20 protein-coding genes and 1 pseudogene are annotated in these 26,262 nt (G+C 61.6%); 6 read left to right on the top strand and 15 right to left on the bottom strand.

Annotation, left to right across the window (positions count from 1 at the left end; translation table 11 throughout):
• Positions 1–622: 622 nt before the first annotated feature.
• From rho to rpoE, 5 genes and pseudogenes are all read right to left on the bottom strand, one after another.
• A pseudogene (gene rho, locus CIC07_RS01185) lies at positions 623–1,939 on the bottom strand (transcription termination factor Rho); the annotation flags it as partial.
• 323 nt (positions 1,940–2,262) lie between these two features.
• A complete protein-coding gene (locus tag CIC07_RS01180; protein ID WP_076359522.1) occupies positions 2,263–3,516 on the bottom strand; it encodes a UDP-N-acetylglucosamine 1-carboxyvinyltransferase in 1,254 nt (417 codons plus the stop codon).
• A 532-nt stretch (positions 3,517–4,048) separates the two neighbouring features.
• On the bottom strand, positions 4,049–4,447 hold the full coding sequence (locus CIC07_RS01175; RefSeq protein WP_076359523.1) for a response regulator: 399 nt from the start codon (positions 4,445–4,447) through the stop codon (positions 4,049–4,051).
• A 196-nt stretch (positions 4,448–4,643) separates the two neighbouring features.
• Complete coding sequence (locus tag CIC07_RS01170; RefSeq protein ID WP_076359524.1) at positions 4,644–6,245, bottom strand: CTP synthase; 1,602 nt, start codon at positions 6,243–6,245, stop codon at positions 4,644–4,646.
• Positions 6,246–6,566: 321 nt separating this feature from the next.
• Entirely contained in the window at positions 6,567–7,124 is a 558-nt protein-coding gene (gene rpoE, locus CIC07_RS01165; RefSeq protein WP_076359525.1) for a DNA-directed RNA polymerase subunit delta, read from the bottom strand.
• A gap of 553 nt (positions 7,125–7,677) precedes the next feature.
• On the opposite strand from rpoE, the gene CIC07_RS01160 reads away from it, so the two are divergent.
• A complete protein-coding gene (locus CIC07_RS01160; RefSeq protein WP_076359631.1) occupies positions 7,678–8,808 on the top strand; it encodes a S8 family peptidase in 1,131 nt (376 codons plus the stop codon).
• 82 nt (positions 8,809–8,890) lie between these two features.
• On the opposite strand, the gene argS is transcribed toward CIC07_RS01160, so the two are convergent.
• From argS to speE, 6 genes are all read right to left on the bottom strand, one after another.
• Positions 8,891–10,567 (bottom strand): arginine--tRNA ligase, encoded by a 1,677-nt coding sequence (gene argS / locus CIC07_RS01155; protein WP_076359526.1) that lies wholly within the window; start codon positions 10,565–10,567, stop codon positions 8,891–8,893.
• Positions 10,564–11,097 carry a YwiB family protein gene (locus tag CIC07_RS01150; protein WP_076359527.1) on the bottom strand — a complete coding sequence of 178 codons (534 nt, stop codon included), beginning with the start codon at positions 11,095–11,097 and terminating at the stop codon, positions 10,564–10,566. Before CIC07_RS01150 ends, argS begins: the two co-directional genes overlap by 4 nt.
• Before the next feature lie 249 nt (positions 11,098–11,346).
• Complete coding sequence (locus CIC07_RS01145) at positions 11,347–11,874, bottom strand: DNA-deoxyinosine glycosylase (protein ID WP_234993099.1); 528 nt, start codon at positions 11,872–11,874, stop codon at positions 11,347–11,349.
• A 115-nt stretch (positions 11,875–11,989) separates the two neighbouring features.
• Positions 11,990–12,244: a DUF7667 family protein gene (locus CIC07_RS01140; RefSeq protein WP_021881255.1), complete on the bottom strand. Its 255-nt coding sequence runs from the start codon at positions 12,242–12,244 to the stop codon at positions 11,990–11,992.
• A gap of 193 nt (positions 12,245–12,437) precedes the next feature.
• Entirely contained in the window at positions 12,438–13,307 is an 870-nt protein-coding gene (gene speB, locus CIC07_RS01135) for an agmatinase (protein ID WP_076359528.1), read from the bottom strand.
• Positions 13,307–14,134 carry a polyamine aminopropyltransferase gene (speE, locus tag CIC07_RS01130; protein ID WP_076359635.1) on the bottom strand — a complete coding sequence of 276 codons (828 nt, stop codon included), beginning with the start codon at positions 14,132–14,134 and terminating at the stop codon, positions 13,307–13,309. The genes speB and speE overlap by 1 nt, the downstream gene beginning before the upstream one ends.
• 428 nt (positions 14,135–14,562) lie before the next feature.
• Here speE and CIC07_RS01125 point away from each other — a divergent pair, with 428 nt between their 5' ends.
• The 4 genes from CIC07_RS01125 (at position 14,563) to CIC07_RS01110 (ending at position 20,147) form a co-directional block, all read left to right on the top strand.
• Positions 14,563–16,665 (top strand): transglycosylase domain-containing protein, encoded by a 2,103-nt coding sequence (locus CIC07_RS01125; protein ID WP_083688697.1) that lies wholly within the window; start codon positions 14,563–14,565, stop codon positions 16,663–16,665.
• 110 nt (positions 16,666–16,775) lie between these two features.
• Positions 16,776–17,300 carry a phasin family protein gene (locus CIC07_RS01120; RefSeq protein ID WP_076359529.1) on the top strand — a complete coding sequence of 175 codons (525 nt, stop codon included), beginning with the start codon at positions 16,776–16,778 and terminating at the stop codon, positions 17,298–17,300.
• Positions 17,300–19,021, top strand: coding sequence for an ABC1 kinase family protein (locus tag CIC07_RS01115; protein ID WP_076359639.1), 1,722 nt, complete (start codon positions 17,300–17,302; stop codon positions 19,019–19,021). Before CIC07_RS01120 ends, CIC07_RS01115 begins: the two co-directional genes overlap by 1 nt.
• A gap of 121 nt (positions 19,022–19,142) precedes the next feature.
• On the top strand, positions 19,143–20,147 hold the full coding sequence (locus CIC07_RS01110) for a LacI family DNA-binding transcriptional regulator (RefSeq protein ID WP_076359530.1): 1,005 nt from the start codon (positions 19,143–19,145) through the stop codon (positions 20,145–20,147).
• Between the two features lie 4 nt (positions 20,148–20,151).
• On the opposite strand, the gene CIC07_RS01105 is transcribed toward CIC07_RS01110, so the two are convergent.
• From CIC07_RS01105 to CIC07_RS01090, 4 genes are all read right to left on the bottom strand, one after another.
• The gene (locus CIC07_RS01105; RefSeq protein WP_076359531.1) at positions 20,152–21,234 is read right to left on the bottom strand and encodes a glycosyltransferase family 4 protein; all 1,083 of its coding nucleotides are present in this window, start codon (positions 21,232–21,234) and stop codon (positions 20,152–20,154) included.
• A gap of 6 nt (positions 21,235–21,240) precedes the next feature.
• A complete protein-coding gene (locus tag CIC07_RS01100; RefSeq protein ID WP_076359532.1) occupies positions 21,241–22,464 on the bottom strand; it encodes a glycosyltransferase family 2 protein in 1,224 nt (407 codons plus the stop codon).
• Between the two features lie 111 nt (positions 22,465–22,575).
• Positions 22,576–23,010 (bottom strand): hypothetical protein, encoded by a 435-nt coding sequence (locus CIC07_RS01095; protein WP_076359533.1) that lies wholly within the window; start codon positions 23,008–23,010, stop codon positions 22,576–22,578.
• Between the two features lie 240 nt (positions 23,011–23,250).
• Positions 23,251–25,002: a family 10 glycosylhydrolase gene (locus tag CIC07_RS01090; RefSeq protein ID WP_076359534.1), complete on the bottom strand. Its 1,752-nt coding sequence runs from the start codon at positions 25,000–25,002 to the stop codon at positions 23,251–23,253.
• A gap of 643 nt (positions 25,003–25,645) precedes the next feature.
• Here CIC07_RS01090 and CIC07_RS01085 point away from each other — a divergent pair.
• Entirely contained in the window at positions 25,646–26,257 is a 612-nt protein-coding gene (locus CIC07_RS01085; RefSeq protein WP_157741990.1) for a GNAT family N-acetyltransferase, read from the top strand.
• Positions 26,258–26,262 lie beyond the last annotated feature (5 nt).

The following is a 26,262-nucleotide window of genomic DNA, read 5'->3' as shown; positions in this document are numbered from 1 at the left end:
CCGATGCCGCAGGCGTCTCGCTGCGCGGCGAAGCTTGCGGCTCAGGCGCCGGCGCGCTCGATGCGGCGCTGACCGCCGCATCCGGCCGCATGGCCTCGGCCTGCGGCTCAGGCTGCGGCGAAGCCGGCCTTGCCGCTGCGGCCGGGCGCACGGCATCCGGCCGCGCTTCTAGCTGCGGCGCGGGCGCCGGCTTCGCCGCAGCCGCTCCGGCTTCGCCGGCGCCGGATGCCGCTGGGCGGCTTGCCGGACGCTCGGCTGCGCCGGTCAAGCCTTGCTCCGGAGCGGAGCCGCCGAAGCGCTGCTCCGCGCCTGCCGGCCGCGTCGAAGCGGAATATCCGCCCGGACGCTGTCCGCCGCTTGCCGGACGGGTGCCGACCGGACGGGTGCCCGGACGGGAAACGCCGCTGCCTGCAGGACGATTGCTTCCGTAGGACGGGCTGGCGCCCGCGCTTCCAGGACGAGAGCTGTAGCCTTCCGTCCGTCCCGGCGGCGTCGAGGTCGGCGAAGAGCTGCCTCCGAGTCCCGCGACCTGAGCCGTCTGGCCGGAAGAACCTTGCCGGTAAGCGCCGGCTCCGTTGCCGTTCCTGTAGCTCGACGTGTTGGACACGATCGGGCTTCCGCCTGCCGGACCGCTGGCAGGACTGCCGCCAGCCCCCGCGGAAGGAGCGCTGCCCGTGCTTCCCCGCGCGCCGCTCTTCGACTCCAGCGTGGCCAGGAATTCGGCGTTCGTTTTCGTCTCGCCCAGCCTCTTCAGGAAATTGTCCACGAACTCCATGGAATCGTTCATATTCTTGCGGATGACCCAGATTTTATCCAGCTCTTCCTTCGTCAGCAAGAGATCCTCGCGGCGCGTGCCCGAACGGCGGATATCCAGCGCAGGGAAGATGCGGCGCTCAGCCAGCTTGCGGTCGAGATGAAGCTCCATGTTGCCCGTTCCCTTGAACTCTTCATAGATGATGTCGTCCATCCGGGAACCGGTGTCGATCAGCGCCGTGGCCAGGATCGTCAGGCTGCCGCCTTCCTCGATGTTCCGCGCCGATCCGAAGAAGCGCTTCGGGCGATGGAAGGCAGCCGGATCGATGCCGCCGCTCAGCGTGCGTCCGGAAGGCGGAATGACCAGGTTGTAGGCCCGCGCGAGCCGGGTAATGCTGTCGAGAAGGATCACGACATCCTTCTTGTGCTCGACCATGCGCAGAGCGCGCTCCAGCACAAGCTCCGCGACCTTGATATGGTTCTCCGGCAGCTCATCGAAGGTCGAGGCGACAACCTCGCCCCGCACGGAGCGCTGCATGTCCGTCACTTCCTCCGGCCTCTCGTCGATCAGCAGCACGAACAGTTCGATCTCCGGGTTGTTTTCCGAGATGCTGTTCGCGATTTCCTTCAGCAGAAGCGTCTTGCCGGCTTTGGGAGGAGCGACGATCAGGCCGCGCTGGCCGAGTCCGACCGGCGCGAGCAAATCCATGATTCGGGTGGACAAACGATGCGGAGTCGTTTCAAGGACGAGTTTCTTTTGCGGGAACAATGGGGTCAAGGCAGGGAAATGCAGGCGGTCGGCAGCCGTTTCAGGGCTCATGCCGTTGACGGCGTTGACTTGGAGAAGTCCGAAGTAGCGCTCGCTTTCTTTTGGAGGCCGGCATTTGCCCGACACGAGGTCGCCGCTGCGCAGGTCGAACCTCCGGATTTGGGAAGCCGAAATGTAAATATCCTCATTGCTCGGAAGGTAGTTGATCGGACGCAAAAATCCAAAGCCTTCCGGCAGGATGTCCAGCACGCCCTGCATGAACAGAAGCCCGCCTCGTTCCGCCTGAGCGCGGAGAATGGCAAACACAAGCTCTTTCTTCCTCATCTGGTTGAAGCTCGGCACCTCGTACTGCTTGGCGAACTTATACAGATCGTTCAATGTCATTGCTTCCAGATCGGCGATCTGAAAATCACTCATGCTCTCACCACTTTATTCAGTTTTCACACCTTACCTCTTACCTCGTGAAGGGACGGTTCGAATCCTATCTGAATCTATAAGATCTATTCTTTCATTCTATCCGGCTGCACCGCGGTCTATTCCGCATCCGCACCCGGCCTGGCATCAGGTCGGAAAGTCGGGACGGGATTTTCAGGAGGCCGGGACTGTCCCGGGCCGGTCGAGCTGCAGGTTCATGCTCATGCTCATCCAGCCCAGGTGTCCTGGCAAAAATGCGGAGCAGGCCGAACATCGGCCTGCATCTCTCGGAGGAAAAAGCCGGAGCCGATCGCTCGGAAAGGAAGCTAGCGGTCCTCGCGCCACACTTCGGCGCCCAGGCGGCGGAGATTGTCGACGAGATTGTCGTAGCCCCGGTCGATATATTCAACGCCCGATATCTCGGTGACTCCGTCAGCGACGGTCAGACCGGCCACGACAAGCGCCGCTCCGGCACGCAGATCGGACGCTTTGACCTTGGCCGCGTTGAGCCGGCTCCCTTCGATGATGGCCGAACGCCCTTCCACGCGGATATTGGCTCCCATCCGCGCCAGCTCGGGAACATGCTTGAACCGGTTGCTGTACACGTAGTCCGTAAGGATGCTCACGCCCGAAGCCTGGGTCAGCAGGCTCGTCATCGGCGATTGGAGATCCGTGGCGAAGCCCGGGTAGACGAGCGCGCGCACGTCGATCGCCTCGTAGTCCGGCCTGCCGATGATGCGGATCGATTCGTCCATTTCCACCACGCCGACGCCCATCTCCAGAAGCTTGGCGCTCATCGCCTCCATGTGCTTCGGAATGACGCCGTCGATCGTGACGTCGCCTCTCGTCGCGGCTGCCGCGATCATGTACGTGCCGGCCTGGATGCGGTCCGGGATGATGGAATGACGGCAGCCGTGCATGCTGTCTACGCCTTCGATCCGAATCGTCTCCGTGCCCGCCCCTTTGATCCTGGCCCCCATCGCGTTGAGCAGCGTGGCCACATCGATGATCTCAGGCTCCTTTGCGGCATTTTCAATCGTCGTAAGGCCTTTGGCGCGCGATGCCGCGAGCATGATGTTGATCGTCGCCCCGACGCTGACGACATCGAGATATATTTTCGCTCCGCGAAGCTCCTTGGCGGAGATCCGGATCGAGCCGTGATCGTTCGACACTTCGGCTCCAAGCGCCTCGAAGCCTTTGATATGCTGGTCGATCGGACGGGGCTCGAAATTGCATCCGCCCGGAAGGCCGATGACGGCCTCTCCGAACCGGCCGAGCAGCGCTCCCATCAAATAGTAGGAAGCCCGCAGCAGCTTGACCTTGCCGTTGGGCATGGCGGCCGACTGCAGGTTCGACGCGTCGATCCGCATCGTGTCGCCGCTCCAGGATACGCCGGCTCCGAGCTGTTCCAGTATCTCGGCGTAGACCGCCACATCGCTTAGATGCGGAAGGTTGTCCAGGACGACTTCGGATTCCGCTAAAATAGCAGCGGGCAGCAGCGCAACCGCGCTGTTCTTGGCCCCGCTGATCTGTACCGTGCCCCGCAGCGGGAGTCCGCCGCGAACCATTAATTTCTCCATCGCTGATAAATCCTCCCCGGGAAGAACAAACATCCTCCGGCCGCATCGCGGCCGGCCGCGCCTGGCGGTGCTTGAGCTGTAGATAAAGGATAACGCCTCGCTGCACGAGAGGCTCGAGTTCGCCAAATGAACAGCGCTGCTACATAAGACGTTGAACTATGGGACTAGGTTGCCGCGGCATCTGCCGGGTTCTGAAGGATAGGGAAAAGCGGCGAAAGGCGGACGCAGCCAGCGCGCCGAAATCCGCCTCGCCGCGGAAATGCCGCTATCGCGCTTGCGTGGTCTTGAGGAATGGGGCCGATCCGAACCGGCAGCCGCCGCGTGCTCGAGCGCCGGATTCGATTCATCCGCTGCATTCGGCATCTATGGGTACAGCTTGGCATTCACGCATGAGAAGCAAGCCCAGTGCCGAGGCTCGTCATTCTGGGCCATTATAACATACTTGAAGTTGAGATGTGTACAGACGCGGCCTCTCCCCGGCCGCTCCATCATCTCCCAATCGCGAGAGCGGGCACAAAAAAAAGGTCCTTGCTCAGGACCCGATGGCGTACTTGTTGTTCTCCCCGTCGCGGCGGAGCTGCATGTTGACGGCCAGCCTCATCTCGTCGATATCGAACGGCTTCGTAAAGTGCATGACCGCTCCCAAATCCGTCGCTTCCTTGATCATATCGAGTTCTCCGTAAGCTGTCATCATGATGACCTTGATGCTCCGGTTGATTGTTTTCACATGCTTCAGGATCTCCAGTCCATCCATGCCGGGAATTTTCATGTCCAGCAGGACCAGATCCGGATTCTCATTGCGGACGATGTCCAGAGCCAGCTTGCCGTTGGAAGCCTGGAAGGTCGCATACCCTTCGCTTGTGAATACTTCCATGAGCAAGACCCGGATTCCATTCTGATCGTCGACAATCAGTACCTTTTTCTTGTCCATTTCTCTACCTCCCGAGTAGTGGTCGTTTTATCTGCAGGACAAAAGCGGCCCGTAGCGTCTCATGCATCGGCGCGGCATCAAAATAGGTCTGTTCCCTGTCTATTCGACCCCTTGTTTCCGATTTCCTTCTTCGCGATTCAAAAAACCGCCTCCATCTCCCGGGGGAGATGAAAGCGGAATCTCCCTCCGCCTGCTCCTATTCGGAGAGCTGAAGAGAGGCGTTCACAAAGCCGCGGAACAGAGCCTGCGGACGGTTCGGACGGGAGGTGAACTCGGGATGGAACTGGACGGCCAGGAACCACGGATGCTCCGGCAGCTCGACCATTTCCACAAGCCGTCCGTCCGGGGAAGTTCCGGAAATGCGCAATCCGGCCTTCTCGATCGTCTCGCGGTACTGGTTGTTGAACTCGTACCGGTGGCGGTGGCGCTCGTAGACGAGCTCGTCATCGTATGTTTGCGCGGCCAGCGAGCCCTCCGCCAGCTTGCATGGATAGAGGCCAAGCCGCATCGTGCCGCCCATGTCCTCGATGTCCTTCTGCTCCGGAAGCAGATCGATGACAGGATAAGGCGTCGTCGGGTTGATCTCGGAGCTGTTGGCTCCCTGCATGCCGACGACGTTCCGGGCATATTCAATGACGGCGACCTGCATGCCGAGGCAGATGCCGAAGAACGGAATGCGCTGCTCGCGGGCATAACGGATCGCCGCGACCTTGCCTTCGATTCCCCGGTCGCCGAAGCCGCCGGGCACCAGAATGCCGTTCACGCCTTGAAGCGCTTCAGCCGCATTGGCGTCCGTCAGCTCTTCGGCGTCCACCCAGCGGATGCTCACTTCGGAGTCCGCCTCGATGCCGGCATGGGCAAGGGACTCCACGATGCTGAGATAGGCGTCGTGCAGAGCGACGTATTTGCCGACAATGGCGACTTCCGTCTTGCGCTTGAGGTTTTTCACGCGGTCGACGAGCGCTTTCCACTCCGTCATCTCCGGCTGCGGGACATCAAGCTTCAGATGGTTGACGACGTACTCGTCCAGGCCTTGCTCCTGAAGCATGAGCGGAACCTCGTACAGCGTCGAGGCGTCGCGGCATTCAACGACGGCGTTGGGATCGATGTCGCAGAACAGGGCGATTTTGCGCTTCATTTCCTCGGAGATGGCTTTCTCCGTACGGCAGACGATGACGTTCGGCTGAATGCCGATGCTGCGGAGCTCTTTGACGCTATGCTGCGTCGGCTTTGTCTTCACTTCGCCGGCAGCCTTGATATAAGGAATGAGCGTGACATGCACATACATGACGTTGTCGCGGCCGATATCGCTCTTGATCTGGCGGATGGCCTCCAGGAACGGAAGGCTCTCGATATCCCCGACCGTGCCGCCGATTTCCGTGATGACGACATCGGAGCCGGCCTCACGTCCCGCGCGGAACACGCGCTCCTTGATCTCGTTGGTGATATGGGGGATGACCTGGACCGTGCCTCCGAGGTATTCGCCGCGGCGTTCCTTCGTGATGACGGAGGAGTAGATCTTGCCGGTCGTGACGTTGCTATTCTTGGACAGATTGATATCGATGAAACGCTCGTAATGGCCCAGATCCAGATCCGTTTCCGCGCCGTCGTCCGTGACGAATACTTCCCCGTGCTGGTAAGGGCTCATCGTTCCCGGGTCCACGTTGATGTAGGGGTCGAACTTTTGAATCGTCACCTTAAGGCCCCGGTTCTTGAGCAATCTTCCAAGCGATGCCGCGGTGATCCCTTTGCCCAGGGATGAAACCACGCCGCCTGTCACAAAAATATATTTCGTCACTGTGTGTACCCTCCATGCTCCATTGGTCTGATTAGATTGCCCAGGCACGCCTTGCTTCATGGCATTCCTGCCTTATAAAAACAAAAAAAGTGACACCCGTATTAAGGGGGCGCACTCCTGAATAACGACATCCGATATGGAGGCAATGCCGCCGTCCACCCCCGCGGGATGGCGTACGCTCACTGCCTTTGAGCCGATAAAATACCACTAACCGCTCCAAAAGCCCATGCAATAGTTTACTTCACCGCTTGGCCTCTGTCAAGAACGGCAAAAGCCGGAACGATGTGGGATTTCCCCCCATCCTTCCGGCCTCCAGCTGTCTTATTTCTCTTCTTCGTCCGCGTCGGAGTCGTCGTCGAAGTCTTCGTCGTCATCCTCGGACTCTTCGCCTTCCGCCTCGCCGGCGCCGTCTTCCTCGTCGATCTCTTCGTCGACGGCGCTCTCTTCTTCTTCGCTCTCTTCGAACTCGCGGTCTTCGTCGAATACGTCGAAGTCCTCTTCGCTCTCCGTATAGGTGTCGTCCTCTTCTCCTTCGAACACTTCCTCGTCGTCGAGGTCGTCGTCGTCGTTGATGATCCGCGGACGCTTGGCGTTGGTGATCGGATCCTCGTTCTTCTCGACCGGATACCAGCGCTTCAGGCCCCAAGTGTTGCTGCCTACGCAGGCGAACCGTCCGTCAATATTGATCTCCGTATAGACCTGGGCGATGACGTCGTTGACTTCGGCGTCCGTCAGCCCGCGGTACTTGGCGATTTCCTTCATCAGATCGCGGTAGTAAAAAGGCGTGTTCGCCGATTTCAGCACCTCGAAGGCCAGGTCGACCATCGGCATTTCGCGCAGACGCTCCGCATCGAATTTTTGAGATAGGTTCGTGCTCATGTAATCCAGACACATCCTCTCGGATAATCAAAATGGCCAGCCGATACAAGCTCGCCCTACGTGCTTAAGGTCATGGTACAGTCTTGTCCACAGTCAACCTATAGTAAAACCTATTTCAATTAAAAAATCAAGACGGCCCGGCGAGAGAGGGAGCTGCCTCTGCAGCTGCCGGTCTCCCGGCAGGAAAACGGAAAAGCCGGCCAAGCCGGCCGAAGCGGCGGCGATCCATTCAGCTTGAAGCCGATATGCGGGCGCTTGCCGTTCCATCCGCCGGTCCGAACGGGAACGGAGGCTTGTCCGCCGCATCGGGATAAGCGCTTGAATAGGGAAGAACGAAGGGCTGCCCCTTCGCTCCCGACTGTATCCTCCCGAACTAGGCCAGAAGCTTCTGTCCGGTTCTTAAGAGCCCTGCGACTCTTGATGGTATAGTATGAGCGCCGGCGGGCGATTGACACGGATGCGGAGCCTAAATATTGGCTGAAACGGGCAGGTGGCTCATGCGGGTCGCGTCACGGGATCATACACTATCCAAGCATTGTCCGTCAGGAGGGACATCGTCTTGGATAATTTGCTCCGTTGGCTTCGCGACACCCTTTCCTCCACCGGCACCAAATGTCTGAATTACCTGGTCCGCTTCCGGCATGAACGGGATTATAGAGCCTTCCTCGACGAATGGAAGGCCACTGCTCCCGCAAGCAGCCTCCGCCTGCATCCCATTCCGCTGATCCGGGCCGTCACGTTCACGGCGCCCGCAGCTGCGGGCAAGCCCCGTCTGCCCTCCGGGGTATGGATGGAAGAAGACCGCCTCGTGCGGGTAGAGGCCGCTCCAGCGGCGCAGCGGGTTCCGGCCGAGAAGGGACTTCCCTGGGGCGTGCAGCAGATCAGAGCCCCGCTGGCCTGGAACCGCACGACCGGACACCGGATCAAGATCGGCGTCATTGATACCGGCATCGACCACAGCCATCCCGACCTCAAGTCGTCCATAGGAAAAGGAATCAACCTGATCGACCGCACCCAGCTGCCCCATGACGACAACGGCCATGGGACCCATATCGCCGGCACGATCGCCGCGGCCAACCAGCCGAGCGGCATGATCGGAGTCGCGCCCCGATCGATGGTGTACCCGGTCAAGGCTTTCGACCACAACGGAAGCGCCTATGTCTCGGACATCATCCTCGGCATCGAATGGTGCGTGCGCAGCGGCATGCACATCATCAACATGAGCTTCGGGATGAGATCGCGCAGCAAGTCTCTGCTGGCAGCCTGCGCCAACGCGACGAATGCGGGCGTCGTCATCGTCGCCTCATCCGGCAACGACGGCAAGCGCCGCTCGGTCGACTATCCGGCCCGTTATCCGCAGACGATCTCCGTCGGCGCCACCAACCGGCTCAGGCGCATCGCCGCCTTCAGCAACCGGGGGCCGTACATTGATATCTATGCGCCGGGAGACCGGATTCATTCGGCCTGGATCAAAGGCAAGTACAACGAAATGAGCGGCACCTCGATGGCTACGTCCCATGTGAGCGGAGCGGTTGCGCTGCTGCTCGCCCGCTATCCCGAATTGACCCCTGCGGACATCAAGGCCATCCTCCGGAAATCCATGATACCGCTGAGGGGAGCCAAAAACGCCAAAACTCCCGGCGAGCTCGATGTGCCCAAAATGATGAAAGCCGCAGAATCGTAAATCGATTCTGCGGCTTTTTCGAGCGCGCTCGGGACGATGCCGGCCTGCATGCGCTAGGGGTGCCTACATGCGCTAGGGGTGCCTACATGCGCTCCGGAGCGGAGACGCCGATCAGGCGCAGGACGTTCGCGATGACGGTCCGGACGGCGCCGAGCAGAGCGAGGCGGGCATGCGCCTGGGCCAAGTCTTCCGTAATGACGCGCTCGGCGCGGTAGTAGCTGTGCAGCTGCGAAGCCAGCTCGTACACATAGCGGACGAGCCGGTGCGGAGCATGCTGGTCGGCGGCCAGCTTGATCTCCTGCGGGAATTCCGCCATTTTGAGGAGCAGGTCGTATTCATGCTCGGTCGCCAGCTTGGACAGGTCCACTTCCGCCAGCGGCAGCGGGCTGATGCCCTGCTCCGCGGCCTGGCGAAGGATGCTGCAGATCCTTGCATGGGCGTACTGCACGTAATAGACCGGATTCTCGTTGGAGGTCGATACGGCCAGGTCCATGTCGAAGTCCAGATGCGAATCCATGCTGCGCATCGTGAAGAAATAGCGGATGGCATCCACGCCGACCTCGTCCATCAGGTCCTCCATCGTGACGGCTTTGCCGGTGCGCTTGGACATCTTCACCTTCTCGCCGTTCTGGAAGAGGCTGACCATCTGGGCGATCAGGACGACAAGCTTGTCCGGATCGTTGCCGAGAGCTTCCATGGCCGCCTTCATGCGCGGGATATAGCCGTGGTGATCGGCGCCCCAGATGTTGATCATCGTATCGTAGCCGCGGCCGTATTTGTCGCGGTGGTAGGCGATATCCGGCGTCAGGTAGGTGTACGACCCGTCGTTCTTGATGAGGACGCGGTTCTTGTCGTCTCCGTATGCCGTCGTATTCAGCCAGGTGGCGCCTTCTTCCTCGTAGACCTGCCCCTTCTCCCGAAGAGCGTCCAAGGCGTCGGTTACGAGTCCCGTCTCATATAGGGAAGTCTCGCTGTACCAGAGATCGAAGCGGACGCGGAAGCGCTCGAGGTCGCGCTTGATCTTGCCGAGCTCGCGCTCCAGTCCATAGGCCTTGAGGAAGGCGAAGCGTTCCGTATCGTCCATCGAGAGCAGGGTATCGCCCCTTTCCTCGACGAGCTGCTTGGCGAAGCCGACGATGTCCTCGCCGTGATAGCCGTCCTCCGGCAGCTCGGCTTCCTGTCCGAGCTGCTGGCGGTAGCGGGCTTCGATCGACTTGGCCAGGTTGTTCACCTGGGCGCCCGCGTCATTGATGTAGTATTCGCGGGTCACTTCGTTGCCCGCGAAATCAAGCACATTGCACAGGGCGTCGCCGACGGCCGCGCCGCGGGCATGGCCCAGATGCAGGCTGCCGGTCGGATTGGCGCTGACGAACTCCATCTCCACGCGCTTGCCCGTGCTCTCGCCGCGGCCGTACGCGTCGCCGGCTTCATGAACCTGGCCGACGACCGGATACAGGTACGAGCGGTCCAGGCGGAAGTTGATGAAGCCCGGGCCCGCGATATCCGCCGACAGGATGGACGCCTTCTCCTTGTCGAGATGGGCCAGGATCGCCTCGGCGATCTGACGCGGGTTTTTGCGGGCGATCTTGGTCAGCTGCATGGCGGCGTTGGTCGCCAGGTCCCCGTGGGCCTTGTCGCGCGGCACCTCCAGCACGAATACAGGCAGCTCTTCGCGGGCGGCAAGCCCCGCGGCTACGGCCGCATCGGCAATCGCGCCGCTGATGGCGGCATAAACTTGTTCAAGCACGTTCTGACTCATGAATGGGTATCCTCCTGTATATGAAGCCGCAATTGAAAGCGGCCGCTTAACTGATCCTCGATCCGCAGCCGGTAGGTCCAAGCGAGCGTCAGCGGCAGCAAGCCGCCTGCCTCGCCCTCGGCCGACAGCGCCTCCGTCTCGACCGTCATCCGAAAAGCCAGATGGCCGGATGCATAGCTGCCCTCGCGCTTCGAGCCGGCTGCGAACGTCTGCTCCGATTCCACTCCGCCGCGGCGCGTGAGAGAGATCTCGTCCCCGCTCCACCGGATCAGCGTCCTCACTGCGCCATGCAGCTCGTCCAGCTCCTCGTAGCGGATGTATCGGCTTTTTCCTTTAGGGAAAAATTCGCCCTTGTGCGTGACGGGCGGAGCCGCTTCCCCGTCCTGGATGCTGTGGATGGCGATGAGGACGGCGGCTCGGCCTTCGTCCACGCCGGCCGCGCGGACAGCCGCCCCGGCCTCGGCCGCTCCTTCCGCGGTAGGCAGGCCGGGGGCGTCCGACGCCGGCCGGCTTGTTTCGTGTTTCTTCATGCCGCATCACCCTCCGAATGCTCGTCTGCACCGGGAAGGCTCCTTGCAGAAAATCGCCCGGCGCGGCTCTCCGATGTTATCTTCCCTACTATAAACAGTTCATCCCTTGATTTCAACGGCTGGGACGGCTGCAGCGGCGCGATAAACAGGAAATCCCATGCCCCCCGGACTGCTGGCATGGGATATATCTCGCCTGAAGCGGCGGATGGAAGCCGACGCTCCCGTCGGCCGGGAGCCGGCCGGAAGCGGTCAATCCTTCAAATAGGGCAGCAGCATGCGCCACTTTTCGAGCCGGTCCTCCAGCGTGCGCATGGCCGGGGTCGGGATCGGGCTGCTCGAGGGCAGACGCAGCAAATCCAGGTGCGCAAGGCCGGGATGATTGGAAAAATGCTTGCGGTAGATCTCGTAGGACTTGCTCCCGTTGAAGGCGAGCGCCTGGAGAGATGGATAGCTGGCGGCGAGGCCGGGCAGATCGTTCGGAACCGCATTCCTGATGTTCATGTCCAAGCTGCCTTCCCTATGGCAATGGTCGATCATATCCCAAAGGCCTATCCCCCGGGCGGCCGCATAAGCAAGCCGGTCCCCGTACGCCTCATCCGGTTCCAGCCCGCGCAGCCCATACAGCAATCTCCATAAATAATTGCGCTCGTTCGCGTAATAACGCTGCTCCTGAAGCGACTTCGCCCCCGGCATGCTGCCGAGGATCAGCACTCTCGCCCCGTCGCCTATCATCGGAGGAAACGAGCGGACCTTATCCTTATCCACGTCCACGTCCACGTCCGTATCACCTCAACGAAGAAATCCGGCGGGCGGCGCGCGGCCCGATGCCGCAGTCCGTCACCTGCCGGATTTCAAAGATGGAGCCCTGACGCGAGCCGCCGAGCCCTCCTGGTCAGGAGTTGCCCCGGAAGGCAGGCGGCGTCCCGTCAAGCTTTTCGATTTTGCTGCAAATCTCGTGATGCCACTCCGTGTCGCCCGTCATCGATGCGATCAGAGACATATTGTACAAATTCGCCAGCCGTCTGCAGTGGGAAGCGTTGACCGCCAGGCAGTGCTCGAAGTCCGCCTGTTCTTCGTCCGTCAAGGCACGGCGTTCGCGAATGGTCCACAGCTCGGCCAGATGTTCATGTATCGGCAGCAATCCCACCTGAGTTGCACCTCCTTGTATTCTATCAGCCAGTATCGCCAAAGAACTAGAGGTCCAAGCACGCCGGACGAAAAATTCCGGCCTCCCAAGATCAGCCGCATACCCCGGAAAAGGACTCCCGGCTTCCAGAGGGGGCTGCTGCTGCCGGAATGAAAAACGGCCGGCCCTTGCGGGCCGGCCGGCTTGAATCTCTTTACTTGATGAAGCCGAGCAGCATCTCTCGGATCACCTTGGAGGCGACGATCTGCGTCTGCTCCGTCGGATCATAAGCGGGGGCTACCTCGACCAGGTCGCAGCCGACGACGTTGACGCCGGAATTCGCGATGGCGTGCACCGCCTCAAGCAGCTCCTTGCTCGTGATGCCGCCTGCTTCCGCAGTGCCGGTGCCCGGAGCGGCGGAAGGATCCAGCACGTCGATGTCGATCGTCAGGTAGACCGGACGGCCAGCGAGCTCAGGCAGAACCTTCTTCAGCGGCTCGAGCACCTCGAACGGATGGAAGTTGATGTTCTCGCGGGCATACTGCCATTCCTCGCGGGAGCCGGAGCGGATGCCGAACTGATAGATGTTCTGGCCGCCCATCAGGCCGGCCGCCTTGCGCAGCGGCGTGGAGTGGGACAGCGGCTCGCCTTCGTACGACTCGCGCAGATCGGCATGGGCGTCGAAATGGATGATCGCGAGATCCGGATATTTCTTGTAGACCTCCTGGAAGATCGGCCAGCTGACGAGATGCTCGCCGCCGAGGCCGACCGGCATCTTGCCGTCAGCCAGAATGCCGGCCACGAACTCGCCGATGATGTCGAGCGAGCGGGCAGCGTTGCCGAACGGAAGCAGCAGGTCGCCGGCGTCGAAGTATTCGATCTCCTCGAGGCTGCGGTCCAGGTAAGGGCTGTATTCTTCCAGCCCGATCGACACCTCGCGGATGCGGGCGGGGCCGAAGCGGGAGCCTGGGCGGAAGCTCACGGTGAAGTCCATCGGCATGCCGTAGATGACGGCGCGGGAGGCTTCATAGTTCTCGGAGCTGAGGATGAAGACGTTGCCGGAGTATTTTTGGTCGATTTTCATTATTTCACCAGATCCTCGACGAACTTCGGCAGCACGAACGCGGCCTTGTGCAGGCGCGGCGTGTAGTACTTCGTCTCGCGCTTCGGAATGGCGGTCTCGTCCACGGCGAGCGGATCATGCTTCTTGGAGCCCATCGTGAAGGTCCACAGGCCGCTCGGATAGGTCGGGACGTTGGCCCAGAAGACGCGCACGACCGGGAATACTTCCTTGACGTCGCGGTTGACGCTCTGGATGAGGTCGGCCTTGAACCAAGGGTTGTCCGTCTGGGCGACGAACAGGCCGTCGTCCTTCAGCGCCTCGTAGATGCCTTGGTAGAAGCCGCGCGTGAACAGGTTGGCCGCAGGGCCGACCGGCTCGGTGGAGTCGACCATGATGACGTCGTACTCGTTCTTATGGTCGTGGATATGCATGAAGCCGTCGTTCACATGGACCTCGACGCGGGCGTCGTCCAGTCCGGATGCGATGTTCGGCAAATACTTCTTGGAGTATTCAATGACCTTGCCGTCGATGTCGACGAGCACGACGCGCTTGACCTTCTCATGCTTGAGGATCTCGCGCACGACGCCGCCGTCCCCGCCGCCGACTACGAGCACCTGCTCCGGATTCGGATGCGTGTTGAGGGCCGGGTGGGCGACCATCTCATGGTAGACGAACTCGTCCTTGTCCGTCGTCATGACCATGCCGTCGAGGACGAGCATCGTGCCGAACTCATCGGTCTCGATCATGGCGAGCTGCTGGAAGTCCGTCTGCTCGTTGACGTAGGTTTCTTTGATTTTGGCCGTGATGCCGTAGGTTTCGGTTTGTTTCTCGGTATACCACAATTCCATGGTAAGAGTCCCTTCTTTCTTCTTCAGGTTGGGGACGGAAGGACCGTCCATCGGATGCTGACCGCCCCGGCAAGCCGGCCCAAGCAATACGGCCTCGCCAGCGATGGGATGGCGCACGTATGCGATGGAGCGACGAGATTATAGGTGCTGAAGGCAATATCATCTAGGGCGAGAACTCGAAGCGCAGGAATGCCCGAGAAGGCTCTTGCGCATCCATTTCTCTCCTTCAAAGGCGATTCGGCAAAGAAGCTTTTGTCGGATCTGCCTCCTTATGGTCGACGGTTCAACCTGTATTATAGTCAAATCCCCCCTCCAATACAAACGTTTCCCCGTGATTCTTCGCGCTTTTCCGCCCTTTGAATAGAGGTTCGCCGGATTATCCATACTATGGAAAAAGATGTCGAATCCGGGAAAGGAACACATCCTCTATGAGCAATTCCCTCCGTCCCAGACGAAGGCTCTCACGCGGCCGCGGCAATTCCGTCCTCCCCCGCCTCTCCGCCCTGGCGGCCGGGCGGCCGCTCCGGCTGCTCGGGCTGCTGGCCGGCACCGCGATGTCCCTGGGACTGCTTGCGCTCAGCATCCTTCTGCTGTCGCTGCGCCTTCAATCGCTGCCCGCCTCCTCGGCTGTCCAGCTGACCGAAATCTACGACGCCTCCGGCCAGCTGATGGACTCGTTCCGCGCCGGCCAAAGCCGCGAATCCGTGCCGCTGCGGCGGATATCCCCCTATCTCGTCCAGGCGACGCTCGCGATCGAGGACCATCGCTTCTACAAGCATGGCGGCTTCGACGTGAAGGGCATGGCGCGGGCGGCCGCCGTGAACCTGGAGAGCGGCCGGGCGCGCCAAGGCGCCAGCACGATCACGCAGCAGCTGGCCCGCAACCTCTATCTGACGCATGAGCGGACCTGGAAGCGCAAGCTCAAGGAAGCGATGTACACCGCCCAGCTGGAGATGAACTATTCCAAGGACGAGATTCTCGGCATGTACTTGAACCAGATCTATTACGGGCACGGCGCCTACGGAATCGGAAAGGCGGCGAGGATGTACTTCGGCAAAAGCGCCGCCGAGCTGACGCTGGCGGAAAGCGCGATGCTCGCAGGCGTCCCTAAGGGCCCGAAATATTACTCGCCCTATATGGACATGGACAACGCCGTCCGCAGACAGCGCCTGATTCTGAAAGCGATGCAGGACGGCGGCGACATCACGGCGGAGCAAGCCGCGGCAGCCCGCGCGCAGCAGCTCGCGCTTCGTCCGCTGGAGCCGGCCGGAACGGGCGGCGCGGCGCCCTACTTCCGCGATTACGTCCGCCAGACGGCCGTCGACCAGCTCGGCTTGGACGAGCATCTCATCAGCGAAGGCGGCGTCCGCATCTACACGACGCTGGATCCCGCGGCGCAGAAGGCGGCGGAGCAGGCGATCCGCGCCTCCATCCCGGGCAGCTCGCAGCAGCAGGCCGCTCTCGTCGCCATCGATCCCCGGACCGGCTATATCAAAGCGATGGTCGGAGGGCTCGATTACCGGAGCGGTCCGTTCAACCGGGCTCTCGCCAGACGGCAGCCCGGCTCGTCGTTCAAGCCGGTGCTCTATCTCGCCGCGCTGCAGAGCGGGCTGACCGCCGTGACGCCGTTCACCAGCGCTCCGACCGTCTTCGCTTACGACGAGGGACGCAAAAGCTATGCTCCCCGCAACTACAACGACCGTTACGCGGGCGGGCCGATCTCGATGCGCGACGCCATCGCCAGCTCCGACAACACCTACGCGGTCAACACGATCATGCAGGTAGGCGCGGACAAGGTGATTGCCGCCGCCAGAGCTCTCGGCCTCAGCTCTCCGATGCAGCCGGTTCCCTCGCTCGCGCTCGGCACCTTTCCCGTCAGCCCGCTGGAGATGGCGTCCGCCTTCGGCACGCTGGCAGCGGGCGGCCTCCGCGCCGAGCCGGTGTCGATCCTGCGCATCGAGGACAGCAAGGGCGAAACTCTCTATGAGGCGCATCCCCGCCTCTCGAGAGCGGCAGCCGCTCCTTACGCCTATGTGCTGACCAGCCTCATGGAGAGCGTGTTCGAGACCGGAGGCACCGGCAGCCGCGTCTCGGGCATGATCCGCCGGCCGGTCGCCGGCAAGACCGGCACGACCGCAAGCGATGCCTGGCTCGTCGGTTATACGCCGGAGCTGGCTACCGCCGTATGGACCGGCTATGACAAAAACCGCCGCCTCACCTATTCCGAAGCCCATCGCGCCGCGCCCATCTTCGCCTCCTTCACGGAAAAGGCGCTCGAGGGCGTGACGCCGAAGCCGTTCATCGTTCCCGACGGGGTCGTCAGCGTCGCCGTCGATCCCGCGACCGGCTTGAAGGCCGCCGCCGGCTGCTCCGGATGGAGGATGGAGCTGTTCGTCTCGGGCACGGAGCCGCGGGGATTCTGCCGGGAAGCAGCTCCGTCCGGCAGCGATGGCCTCCCGAAGCCGGAGCCCCAGGGGCAGCCCGCTGCCAAAGGGTGGCTGGAAGGCATCCGCCGCTGGTGGCGCCGATGAGCGGCAGCGGCAGACGGCAATTGGATGATTAAGGGAGAGGGCTGGGGTATAATGAAAGGGAACAACCGGATGATCAGGCACGCGACTATGAAAAAGGCAGGTGTCGACTTATGAAAGATCTCATGAACAAAGCTTTTTCCCTGGGGCTGGGGCTTGCCGCCTCGACCCGGGAGCAGGCCGAGAAGCTGGCGCAGGAGCTGAGCGCCAAAGGCGACATGAGCAAGGCCGATTCCCAGCAGTTCGTCAGCAGCATGATCCAGCGCGGGCAGGAAGCGAAGGGCAGCCTGGAAACGTTCGTCCGCGAGCGCGTCAAGGCGGTCACCGATGAGCTCAATCTCGTCCACCGGGAGGAGCTGCAGCGGCTGGAGAAGCGGATCGCCGACCTGGAATCCCGCCTCGGCATTCCTTCGGAGCATGCCGCCGCGACGGCTCCGGGCAGCACGCAGCTGGAGCAGGGCGCCTATGAAGGGACCGGCAAGGCCGGACCCGGAGTTCCGCCCGTCGTCGATCCCGGACCCGGACATCCGGACGCATCCGGACACAGCTCCGTCTCCGCCGTAACGGACGAGGCGGCGGAGCCATCCGCCCGTCTGCGGGAGGAAAGAGACTCGCTTCAGGACGGCAAAGGAGAATGATGCTCGGCCGCCGAATCCGCCATCTGCAGCGCTACAGGGAAATCCTGCTCGCCTTCGCGCGCAACGGGTTCGGCTACTTCGTGCGGGAGCTCGGCCTCCTGAAGCTCATTCCCCACTGGAGAACGGTGGAGGAGCCCTCCCATACCGCGGCAAGAACGACCGGAGAACGAATCCGGTCTTTTTTGCAGGAGCTCGGTCCCGCCTTCGTCAAGCTCGGACAGATCGCCAGCACCCGGCATGATCTGCTCCCGGCCGACATCGTCGAGGAGCTGCGGCAGCTGCAGGACAAAGTGCCCCCCTTCTCATTCGAAGAAGCACGGAGGGTGATCGAGGAGGAGCTTGGCGCTCCTCTGGAATCCGTCTTCCTGGAATTCGGCCGCGAGCCTGTCGCCGCCGCCTCGATCGGACAAGTCCACCATGCAAGGCTGCTGTCCGGGGAGGAGGTCGCCGTCAAGATCCAGCGTCCCGGCATCCGCAAGATCGTGGACACCGATCTTGAAATCCTGCTCGATCTGGCCCGGATCGCGGAGAACCGGCTGCACTGGGCAGCCCAATACCAGGCAGCGGAGCTGGTGGAGGAGCTCGCCGCTTCGCTGGCTGCGGAGCTGGACTACACGCTGGAAGGGCGCAGCGCGGAGCGGATCGCCGCCCAATTCAAGGACAACCCGAGAGTGCGGGTGCCGGCGATATATTGGGATCTCTCCTCCAAGCGGGTCCTCACCATGGAATTCATGCGAGGCATCCAGCTGCATGACCGGGCGAGGCTGCGCCGGGAGGGCTACGAGCTGAAGGTCATCGCCGAGAGCGTCGCCGGCGTCATTCTGGAGCAGATTTTCGTCTCCGGCCTTTTTCACGCCGATCCCCACCCGGGGAACATTCTCGTCATGGAATGCCCGGAAGCCGCCCCCGGCAAGCCCGCTCCGGAGGCGGACAAGCAGAAGCCGGTCATCGGGCTGCTCGACTTCGGCATGACGGGCCGCCTGACGCCGGGAATGAAGGGGCACTTCGCCTCGCTCGTCATCGCCCTGCGGCGCCAGAGCACCGACGGCGTCATCAAGGCGATCGACGAGATGGGGCTCATTCCGGAGGATGCGGACTGGCGGGAGCTCCGCCGGGACGTGGACAAGCTCAGGGAAAAATACTACCAGGTGCCCTTCAGCGAAATCAGCCTGGGCGAGTCGGTCACGGATTTATTCCATGTTTCCTACAAGCACCGCATCCGGATGCCGTCCGATTTCATGCTGCTCGGCAAAGCCCTGCTTACGCTCGAAGGCGTCATCACCGCTCTCGATCCCGAATTCAGCGTCGTCAGCGTGGCGGAGCCGTTCGGCCGCAGGCTGCTGCTGGAGAGGCTGCATCCCGGGCGTCTGGCGGAATCCGCAGCCGGCTATGCGATCGAATACGCCTCGCTGCTGAGCGAGATTCCCTCCCGGCTGCGCAGCCTCGGCCGCATCCTCATGCGCGGCAAGTTGCCGCTGGAGCTGGCGGTACCCGACGTCGACCGGGTCATGCAGCGGCTCGACCGGATCAGCGGCAGGCTCAGCTTCAGCATCGTGCTGCTGAGCTTCAGCATCATCATGGCCGGCCTCATCGTCGGCTCCTCGCTGGGCCGCCAGCCCGGCCTGCTGTCCCGGATACCGGCCCTCGAGATCGGCTTCGGGATCGCTGCGGCCATGTTCTTCTACATGCTGGTGTCCATCTTCCGCTCCGGCAAGAAATAGTGTCGCACGAAACCCTTCGCGGACGTCCGCGAGGGGTTTTTTTTCTGCCTGCCGGAGAGGAGAGGAAATGAGCGCGCGAAGAAGCTACAATAGAAGAAAACAGGAACGGGAGGGCGCTTGGATGAGGGTGACGATTCAAGATATCGCCAATGCCGCCAACGTGGCGAAATCCACGGTGTCCAAGGTGATGAGCGACTCGCCGCGCATCTCCGATGCGACCAAGCAGCGGATCCGCGCCATCATGCGCGAAATGAACTATACGCCAAGCAGCCTCGCGACCCAGCTGGCCCGCCAGAGCAGCTTCAACATCGGCATGCTCGTCGACATGACCCAGCGCGAGGATTTCCTCAATGCCTTCTTCTACAATATCATCGGAGGCGTGGAGAGCGTCATCGGCCCGCTCAGCTATGAGCTGACGATCTCGAACGTGCAGTACCACCAGAACGGGCCGAGCTATATGGAGAGGCTGGTGCGCAGCCGGCGCGTGGACGGGCTGATCGCCAGCAGCGAGCTGCTCACCGCCGACAACACGGCCGAGATGATGGATCTCGAATTCCCGCTCGTCTCGATCGGCGAGAACGGAAGCACCGTACACTGGGTCGATTACGACAACAGGCGCGGCGGCTACATGCTCACGGAGCATCTGCTGCAGAGGGGCTGCTCCTCCGTCGCTTTCATCGGGGGCCATGTAGGAGGCGGCTTGTACGACAAGCGCTTCCGAGGCTACCGAGATGCGCTCTCCGCGGCCGGAATCGGATTCAACCCCGATTGGGTGCTGGAAGGAACGGCCGACGAGCATGGCGGGTATGACATGGCGGTTCGGCTGCTGTCGGAAGGCAGCCGTACGGACGGCGTCGTCTGCATGAGCAACTATGCGGCAGCCGGCCTGCTGCGCGCGGCGGACAAGCTCGGAGTCCGGGTGCCGCAAGATCTTCTCGTCACCGCTTTCGACGATTATCCCCTGTCGGCATTCACGTCGCCTCCGCTTACCTGCCTTCACATCGACACGTTCGAGCTGGGGGTTGAGGCGGGCAGGCTGCTCATGCAGCGGCTCTCCGACCCTGCCCTGCCGCGCCAATCGCGGCTGCTGGAGCCCAGGCTCATCGTCCGCGAATCGACGGGCTGATCCCTTATCCTTTGGGGGTCACCCCCATCATCCCGTGCAGCATGATCTGGAAGTTGGACACGTAGACCGTCCGGGAGAACTGGCTCTTGATATGTCCTGCCGCCCGGGCACGGATGCTTTCGCGCAGGCTCCTGTCGTCCATCAGCTTCAATCCCTGCTGGACCGCTCCCTCGACGTCTCCCCGGGAGTACAGCTTGCCGGTGACATCATGGACGAGGAATCTGCGGATGCCGTCCGAATCGGTGGACAGCACCGGACAGCGGCAGAGCATCGCCTCGGCGACCGCATAGCCGAAGCCTTCCAGAATCGAGGTCGAGCAGAGAAATCCCCCCGAATCCCCGATCAGGCTCATATAGTCCGCCATCTGGCTATGGGGAATATTGGAGTGGCGGATCACTCTCGAAGCTCTCGGCGAGGTCGCCAGCCAATGCTGGAACGCCTCCTGCTCCGCAGCCTCGAACAGCGTCGCATCTCCGAACATCCACATTCGCAGGTCAGGCTTGAAATCCATGAGGCGCTCGCCGATGGCGATGAATTCCCTCCAGTTCTTGTTCGCCTCGATCCTTCCCACCCATCCCATGATGGGATACGGCGGCGGCGGATAGTCGCTGTAGCCGAAGTTGTCGGTATCCAGCGGATCGTCGAAGCAGAATTGGGGGATATCCGGGAACCGGGACCGCATCAGCTGCTGCAGATGGGCGGTCTGGGGGTACAACAGCCCGTCGGCATGCTGCCGGATCAGCGCCGTGAACTCTGTGATCGTGCTGGTCGCCGTCTCCAGCGTGCCGAGGCCTTGGACTTCATAGATCAGCCGTCCGCGATAGCCGCTCTGCCGAATGCGCTCCAGCGTGAAGATATCCGTACAGACGATGACGGCATCATACTGTTCGCGGAGCACCAGAGCTTTGACGGCCTCGGGATCCTTCAGCACGAAGGTGGGGATGCCGCGGATGTTGCTGAAGCCCTCTCCGTCGTGAGTGTACAGAAGATGCACGACATGTCCGGCTTCCATCAGCGCCTTGCCGCGGATCCGATTGAGCGTCTCCATTCCCCCGCTTGGATTGTAGAATGTCAGCAGCAGTTTCATTCCCTCTCATCCTCCCGCGGCGATGATGCCGCCGATCAGCTGGCGGAGCCGGTCCGTATGGAACAGCTCGAGAAATATGTTCGGCTTGACTGTCGAAGGACCAGCCACAAGCCTCGGGACGGCATTTCGGGTTCCCATGGGAAAATAAAACGAGATGGCGTCCGGATTCCGGTTGGCCCGAATGTATTCGAACAGGGCGTCGACATCATGCGGCATCGTAAAGGCATCCTGCCCCAGCACCATCACATACGGCGTCGCCACCTCTTGAAGAGCATGGTGGATGGCCGGCGTGACGCCGACCCCGGGCAAAAATTCGAACCTCGTCGTCGGATGGGAGAGCAGCGAGAGCACGGAAGCCGGCTGCCCGTTATGCGACAGGTCGATGACATGGCAGCGGTAGTTGCTGTACGTCTGCTCGTACAGGCTCTCCAGAGCCGTCTTCTCTTCCTCCAGAGCCGTCGCGAGCGGGAACAGCACCGTCAGCTCGGGCTTGATCCCTCTGCGGGTGCGCGCCTGCAGCCGGGTCTGATGGAAGGCATGGCGCCATCTGCGATGCTCGGCCGGCGTCTGCAGCGATGCCGAGATGCTGTGCTCCGAATTGACGCGGTAATCCACCAGCTCGACCGGGATATGCCGGATGCGGCAATGATCGGTCAGACGCAGCCAGAAGTCGTAGTCCTCGACCGGCTCCATGCCGTATCCGCCGATTATGCGGGCATATAGCGTCTTGTACATGAACGATACCCCGACAATGCACGATTCGAGCAGCTTCTCCTCCGGCTGCGCCTGATATTGACGCAGAGCCGCCAGCTCTGCTTCCGAAGAGAGGATGTTGCCATGATCGTCGATGTTGCGAAAGGAGCTGTATACAAGTCCGAGCTCCGGCGGCCCCTTCGCAAGCTCGCGGCGCAGCACCTCCACAAAGCGGGGGTGGTACACATTGTCGCTGGATACCCAGGTCAGGTATAGAACGGACGGATCCTTGAACAGAATGTCGAACCCGATGTTCAAGGCTTTTGACACCCCTCCGTTGACCGGACATACGACGATTTCCACCCGCTTGTCTCCCTGCGTTCCGGCCCTCACGAGCGGCTCCATCTCCGGAGCGCCATCCACGACGATGACAAGGCGGAACTCTTTGCGAGTCTGGTTCCGAACCGAATGGATGGCCGCGCCGAGCAGGGCCGGATCCTGCTTGTAGACCGGCATGACAATGCCTACATCCGCCATCGCCCGCACCTCCCGTGGTCAAATCGCATCTTTCATTTTTATGTAGTTCTCCCCCGTCTCATGTCGGTTTTCCGGGGGAGGCTTGGCCTCCAGCCACGCAGACATGGGGTGTCAGCCGGAATATCCGGTGAAGTTGAAGCTTTCCGGTCCTACCCTAAGAATGCCCGCAACCGAAGCGGTGACGTACACGCTGTAGGTTGCCGCCGAGCTCGTCGACGCTCCGGAATCGGAGCCCTCGAGGCTTATCGCCCGGGGGCCGACTTCCGCCGCCTGGACAGCCTGGTTGAGGGAATAGACGTTCACGCCCGCCGCCGCGCTTGCCCCTCGAATCACATAGATCGACACCATCGTATCCGCCGGCGTTGTCGGCTGCTGGAAGGTCACCACGCCGGAGAACTCGACCCGGACAAGCCCGGAAGTGCCGGCGGACAGATTAAGCGTCTGCTGCGCGACCAGCTGAAGGGCTCCCGCCGCCGCAATGGGGATGGACAGGGAGTTGCCGTAGCTCGCATTCTGCGATGCGCGTGAATCGAGGAATATCGTCATCTCTATCACCTCTTCTATCGAAATTGCCTTCCTCTCATCCTATGCCGCTAGATTCCGAAGTGACCGAGGCATCCGCCGCAAGCAGCCGCCCTTGCAGGCGCGGAGCGGACCGAATGCCCTCGCGCCTCCCTCGGAAGCGCGGTGTCGGCGGGAGCGTTGCCGATAATCCGCCTGCATGAAAAAACCCGCATCCGTATTTTCGGATGCGGGCGGAAGATGGCGATAAGGACAGCGTCAAGATCATTTCTTGGCCGAGGAATAATAGGAGCGCAGGGCATCGCCCACTCCAAGCGGATTGCGCCGAAGATCCTTGGCGCTGAAGAACAGCTCTCCCGTCACGCTGCCGGTCAGCTGATCGTAATCCAGCTGACGGATGATTTCCGAGGCGCTTTGCCATCCCGCTTCGGCCGTTCCCAGCTTGTAGGGAGAGTGGCCGATGTAGAGCTCGACTCCGGTGCCCTTCACCGTTGCCGTCCACCACTCCGCAACCTTCTCGTACGGGGCGGTCGGATGCGCGAAGCTCCAATAGATCTGCGGCGCCACATAATCGAGCCAGCCCTGCCGCACCCAGAGGCGCACATCCGCGTACATGCCGTCATAGGTGCTCGTGCCCGCCTTCGTATCCGAGCCCTCGGGATCGGCGGATTTGTTGCGCCAGACGCCGAACGGGCTGATGCCGAAGCGTACGGCGGGCTTCTGTGCATGGATGCTCTCGCTGAGCTGGCGGACAAAGGCGTTGATGTTGTCCCGCCGCCAGTCGGCCTTGCCCTTCAAGCTTCCGGCGCTGTACAGCTTATAGACGGCTTCGTCGTCGAACGAGCTGCCGGACGGATAGAAGTAATCGTCGAGATGCACGCCGTCGATGTCGTAGCGGGTTACAACCTCCATGATGGCATCGATGATGGACTGGCGGGCTGCCGGTATGCCGGGATTGATGTAAGGCTTGCCGCCCGAGCTGACGATCCATTCCGGATGCTGGAGCATGATGCTGCCGGGATCCAGCTTCGTCGTGTCGGACGTGGTCGATGCCCGGAAAGGATTGAACCAGGCATGGAATTCCATGCCCCTCCGATGCGTCTCTTCAATCATGAAGGCCAGCGGATCGTAGTCCGGAGCCAGACCCTGCTTGCCGGTCAAATAAGAGGACCAGGGGACGAGAAGGCTCGGGTACAAGGCATCTCCCGATGGCCTAACCTGCACGAAGGCCGCATTCATCCCGAGCCGCTGCAGGTCGTCCAGCAGCTGGACGTATTCCTGGCGCTGCTTGGCTCCATCCTTGTACGAGGCCGTTGACGGCCAGTCCAGATTGTAGACGGTCGACACCCAGGCTCCGCGCAGAGGCGCCTGCAGGCCCGGGCCCGGAACGACCGTACCGCCGGGCTGCGAGCCCGAGCCGGTTCCCGGCTGGCTCCCCGTTCCCGTTCCCGTTCCTGGCTGAGCGCCTGTTCCCGTGCCGGGGTCGCTGCCCGTCCCTGTTCCCGGCTGAGTGCCCGTTCCCGGGTCGCCTCCCGGTCCGGCCGGGGAAGACAGCGAGATCTTCCTGCTGGCGGCGTTCCAGTCGACGCTCAGTCCGAGCTGCTCTCCGACAAATCTCAACGGAACCATCGTCCGGCTCTGCTTGGTCTCCACCGATGCGTCCAGCGATATGTTCGCGCCGTTCACGACGGCGAAGTTCTGACCCATCTTCAGGGTGATGACGCTGCCCGACATGGAGATTCGGGCCGTCTTCTCTTGTGCGGACCAGTCAACGGTAGCGCCGAGCCCCTCGCTTACGACCCGCAGAGGCACCATCGTCACGTTGACCTTGGGCAGGATATACGGCGGGGCTTCGCTGGACAGCTTCTGTCCGTCCAGATAAATGCCGATGGCGGACGCCGCCGACGCATCGGCATGCCATGCGCCTGGAGCGAATGACGCTGCCGTTGCCGCAATCAAGGAGAGCGCCAGCCTGTTGCGGATGCTCCCTGCCGCTTCTGCTCGGTTGAACCTCATGTGAACGTCTTCATTCCTTCCTCTTTGCATACTTTGCCGCTGGTTCTTGCGAATTTGAATCAGACAGTTAGACGCCGGCTTGACCGCAATAGTTGCTTTAATCTTCCTCCTCATCGGATGGAGGAAAACCGTCATATCCCGTAAAATCATGTAGAAACAGGCGATTTCTCGGGGCAAAAGCCTAATTTCAGAGAAATTCAGCCTATAATTGAATATTCTGATTATTTAATTAATTGTAAAGATGCGGTATAATGAAATCACTCCACAGGGGAAGGGGATAGTCCAATGGAGACGGTTAGCGAAGCGTGTCCCGAAGCCGACGGCAATGCCGCCAGGCTGGCAAGAAGAGAGCAGCTGATGCTGCTGAGCGGGCATGCGGGTCCTGAAGTCTGTTGCGTACATGAACCGGTAATCCAATCTGTATGGAGAAAGCGAAATCTAAGAAGGAAGCAAGCGTCAGGTTACGCAAGCTGCTGGGAATGGAGTGTAAGCGTCTAATTGAATAGGAACTGGATAAGCAGGAAATAGGGCTTTCGGTTGTCAGCGGACAAGCGAAAGCCCTATTTGTGCTTGAAGGGACTCTGGCGGGCATACTAAGCAGGTATCAGCCTGCCCATATCCGCTCAGGAGGCCGCCCATGCTCATGCTTACATGGAATAATCTGGAGCACCCCCTCTGGCCCGCAGCCCGCCGGATCTACGAGGAAGCGTTCGCTCCGCACAGCCGCAAGCCGGAAGCGCTGATCCGCGCCATGCTGGAGCGGGGACTTGCTCTCGTGCATATTCTCGCCGAGAGCAGCGGCGGCGCCGAGCTGCGTCCCGTCGCCGTCGCCATCGCGGGCCCAAGCGGCGGCGGAAGCGTGCTCGTCATCGACTATCTCGCCGTCGATTCCAGGCGGAGAGGCCATGGATACGGAACTCTGCTGCTCGCCAAGCTCGACGAATGGGGTATACGGCATGCCGCCGGCGCGCTCGCGCTGCTTGTGGAAGCCGAGGCGGAAGCTACGGCCGACAACCGGCGCCGGATCCGGTTCTGGGAACAAGCCGGCTTCCATGCAACGGGGCATGTCCACCGCTATATCTGGGTGCCGGAACCGTACCGCGCCCTCTACCGTCCGCTCTCCTCCGGCAGCGGCCTGAGTCCGGAACAAGAAGCGCTGTTTTTGGAAGGCGACGGCCAACAGCTGTTCCGCTGGATATCGGACTTCCATCGGCGCTCGTACAAGGGGTTCAAGGAGGAAGGCTGGGACGGCTAGGACGG

The organism is Paenibacillus sp. RUD330 (assembly GCF_002243345.2).
Lineage (GTDB): Bacteria > Bacillota > Bacilli > Paenibacillales > Paenibacillaceae > Paenibacillus_O.
Note: the sequence above shows the minus strand (reverse complement) of the source record. Positions and strands in the feature narration are given on the sequence as shown.

Coding starts and splice junctions, on each gene's coding strand:
- CIC07_RS01175 (WP_076359523.1), bottom strand. CDS start 4,447: ATGGACAAGAAAAAGGTACTGATTGTCGACGATCAGAATGGAATCCGG.
- speE (WP_076359635.1), bottom strand. CDS start 14,134: ATGGAATTGTGGTATACCGAGAAACAAACCGAAACCTACGGCATCACG.
- speB (WP_076359528.1), bottom strand. CDS start 13,307: ATGAAAATCGACCAAAAATACTCCGGCAACGTCTTCATCCTCAGCTCC.
- CIC07_RS01090 (WP_076359534.1), bottom strand. CDS start 25,002: ATGAGGTTCAACCGAGCAGAAGCGGCAGGGAGCATCCGCAACAGGCTG.
- CIC07_RS01120 (WP_076359529.1), top strand. CDS start 16,776: ATGAAAGATCTCATGAACAAAGCTTTTTCCCTGGGGCTGGGGCTTGCC.
- argS (WP_076359526.1), bottom strand. CDS start 10,567: ATGAGTCAGAACGTGCTTGAACAAGTTTATGCCGCCATCAGCGGCGCG.
- CIC07_RS01100 (WP_076359532.1), bottom strand. CDS start 22,464: ATGGCGGATGTAGGCATTGTCATGCCGGTCTACAAGCAGGATCCGGCC.
- CIC07_RS01110 (WP_076359530.1), top strand. CDS start 19,143: ATGAGGGTGACGATTCAAGATATCGCCAATGCCGCCAACGTGGCGAAA.
- CIC07_RS01085 (WP_157741990.1), top strand. CDS start 25,646: ATGCTTACATGGAATAATCTGGAGCACCCCCTCTGGCCCGCAGCCCGC.
- CIC07_RS01150 (WP_076359527.1), bottom strand. CDS start 11,097: ATGAAGAAACACGAAACAAGCCGGCCGGCGTCGGACGCCCCCGGCCTG.
- CIC07_RS01095 (WP_076359533.1), bottom strand. CDS start 23,010: ATGACGATATTCCTCGATTCACGCGCATCGCAGAATGCGAGCTACGGC.
- CIC07_RS01105 (WP_076359531.1), bottom strand. CDS start 21,234: ATGAAACTGCTGCTGACATTCTACAATCCAAGCGGGGGAATGGAGACG.
- CIC07_RS01180 (WP_076359522.1), bottom strand. CDS start 3,516: ATGGAGAAATTAATGGTTCGCGGCGGACTCCCGCTGCGGGGCACGGTA.
- rpoE (WP_076359525.1), bottom strand. CDS start 7,124: ATGAGCACGAACCTATCTCAAAAATTCGATGCGGAGCGTCTGCGCGAA.
- CIC07_RS01115 (WP_076359639.1), top strand. CDS start 17,300: ATGCTCGGCCGCCGAATCCGCCATCTGCAGCGCTACAGGGAAATCCTG.
- CIC07_RS01125 (WP_083688697.1), top strand. CDS start 14,563: ATGAGCAATTCCCTCCGTCCCAGACGAAGGCTCTCACGCGGCCGCGGC.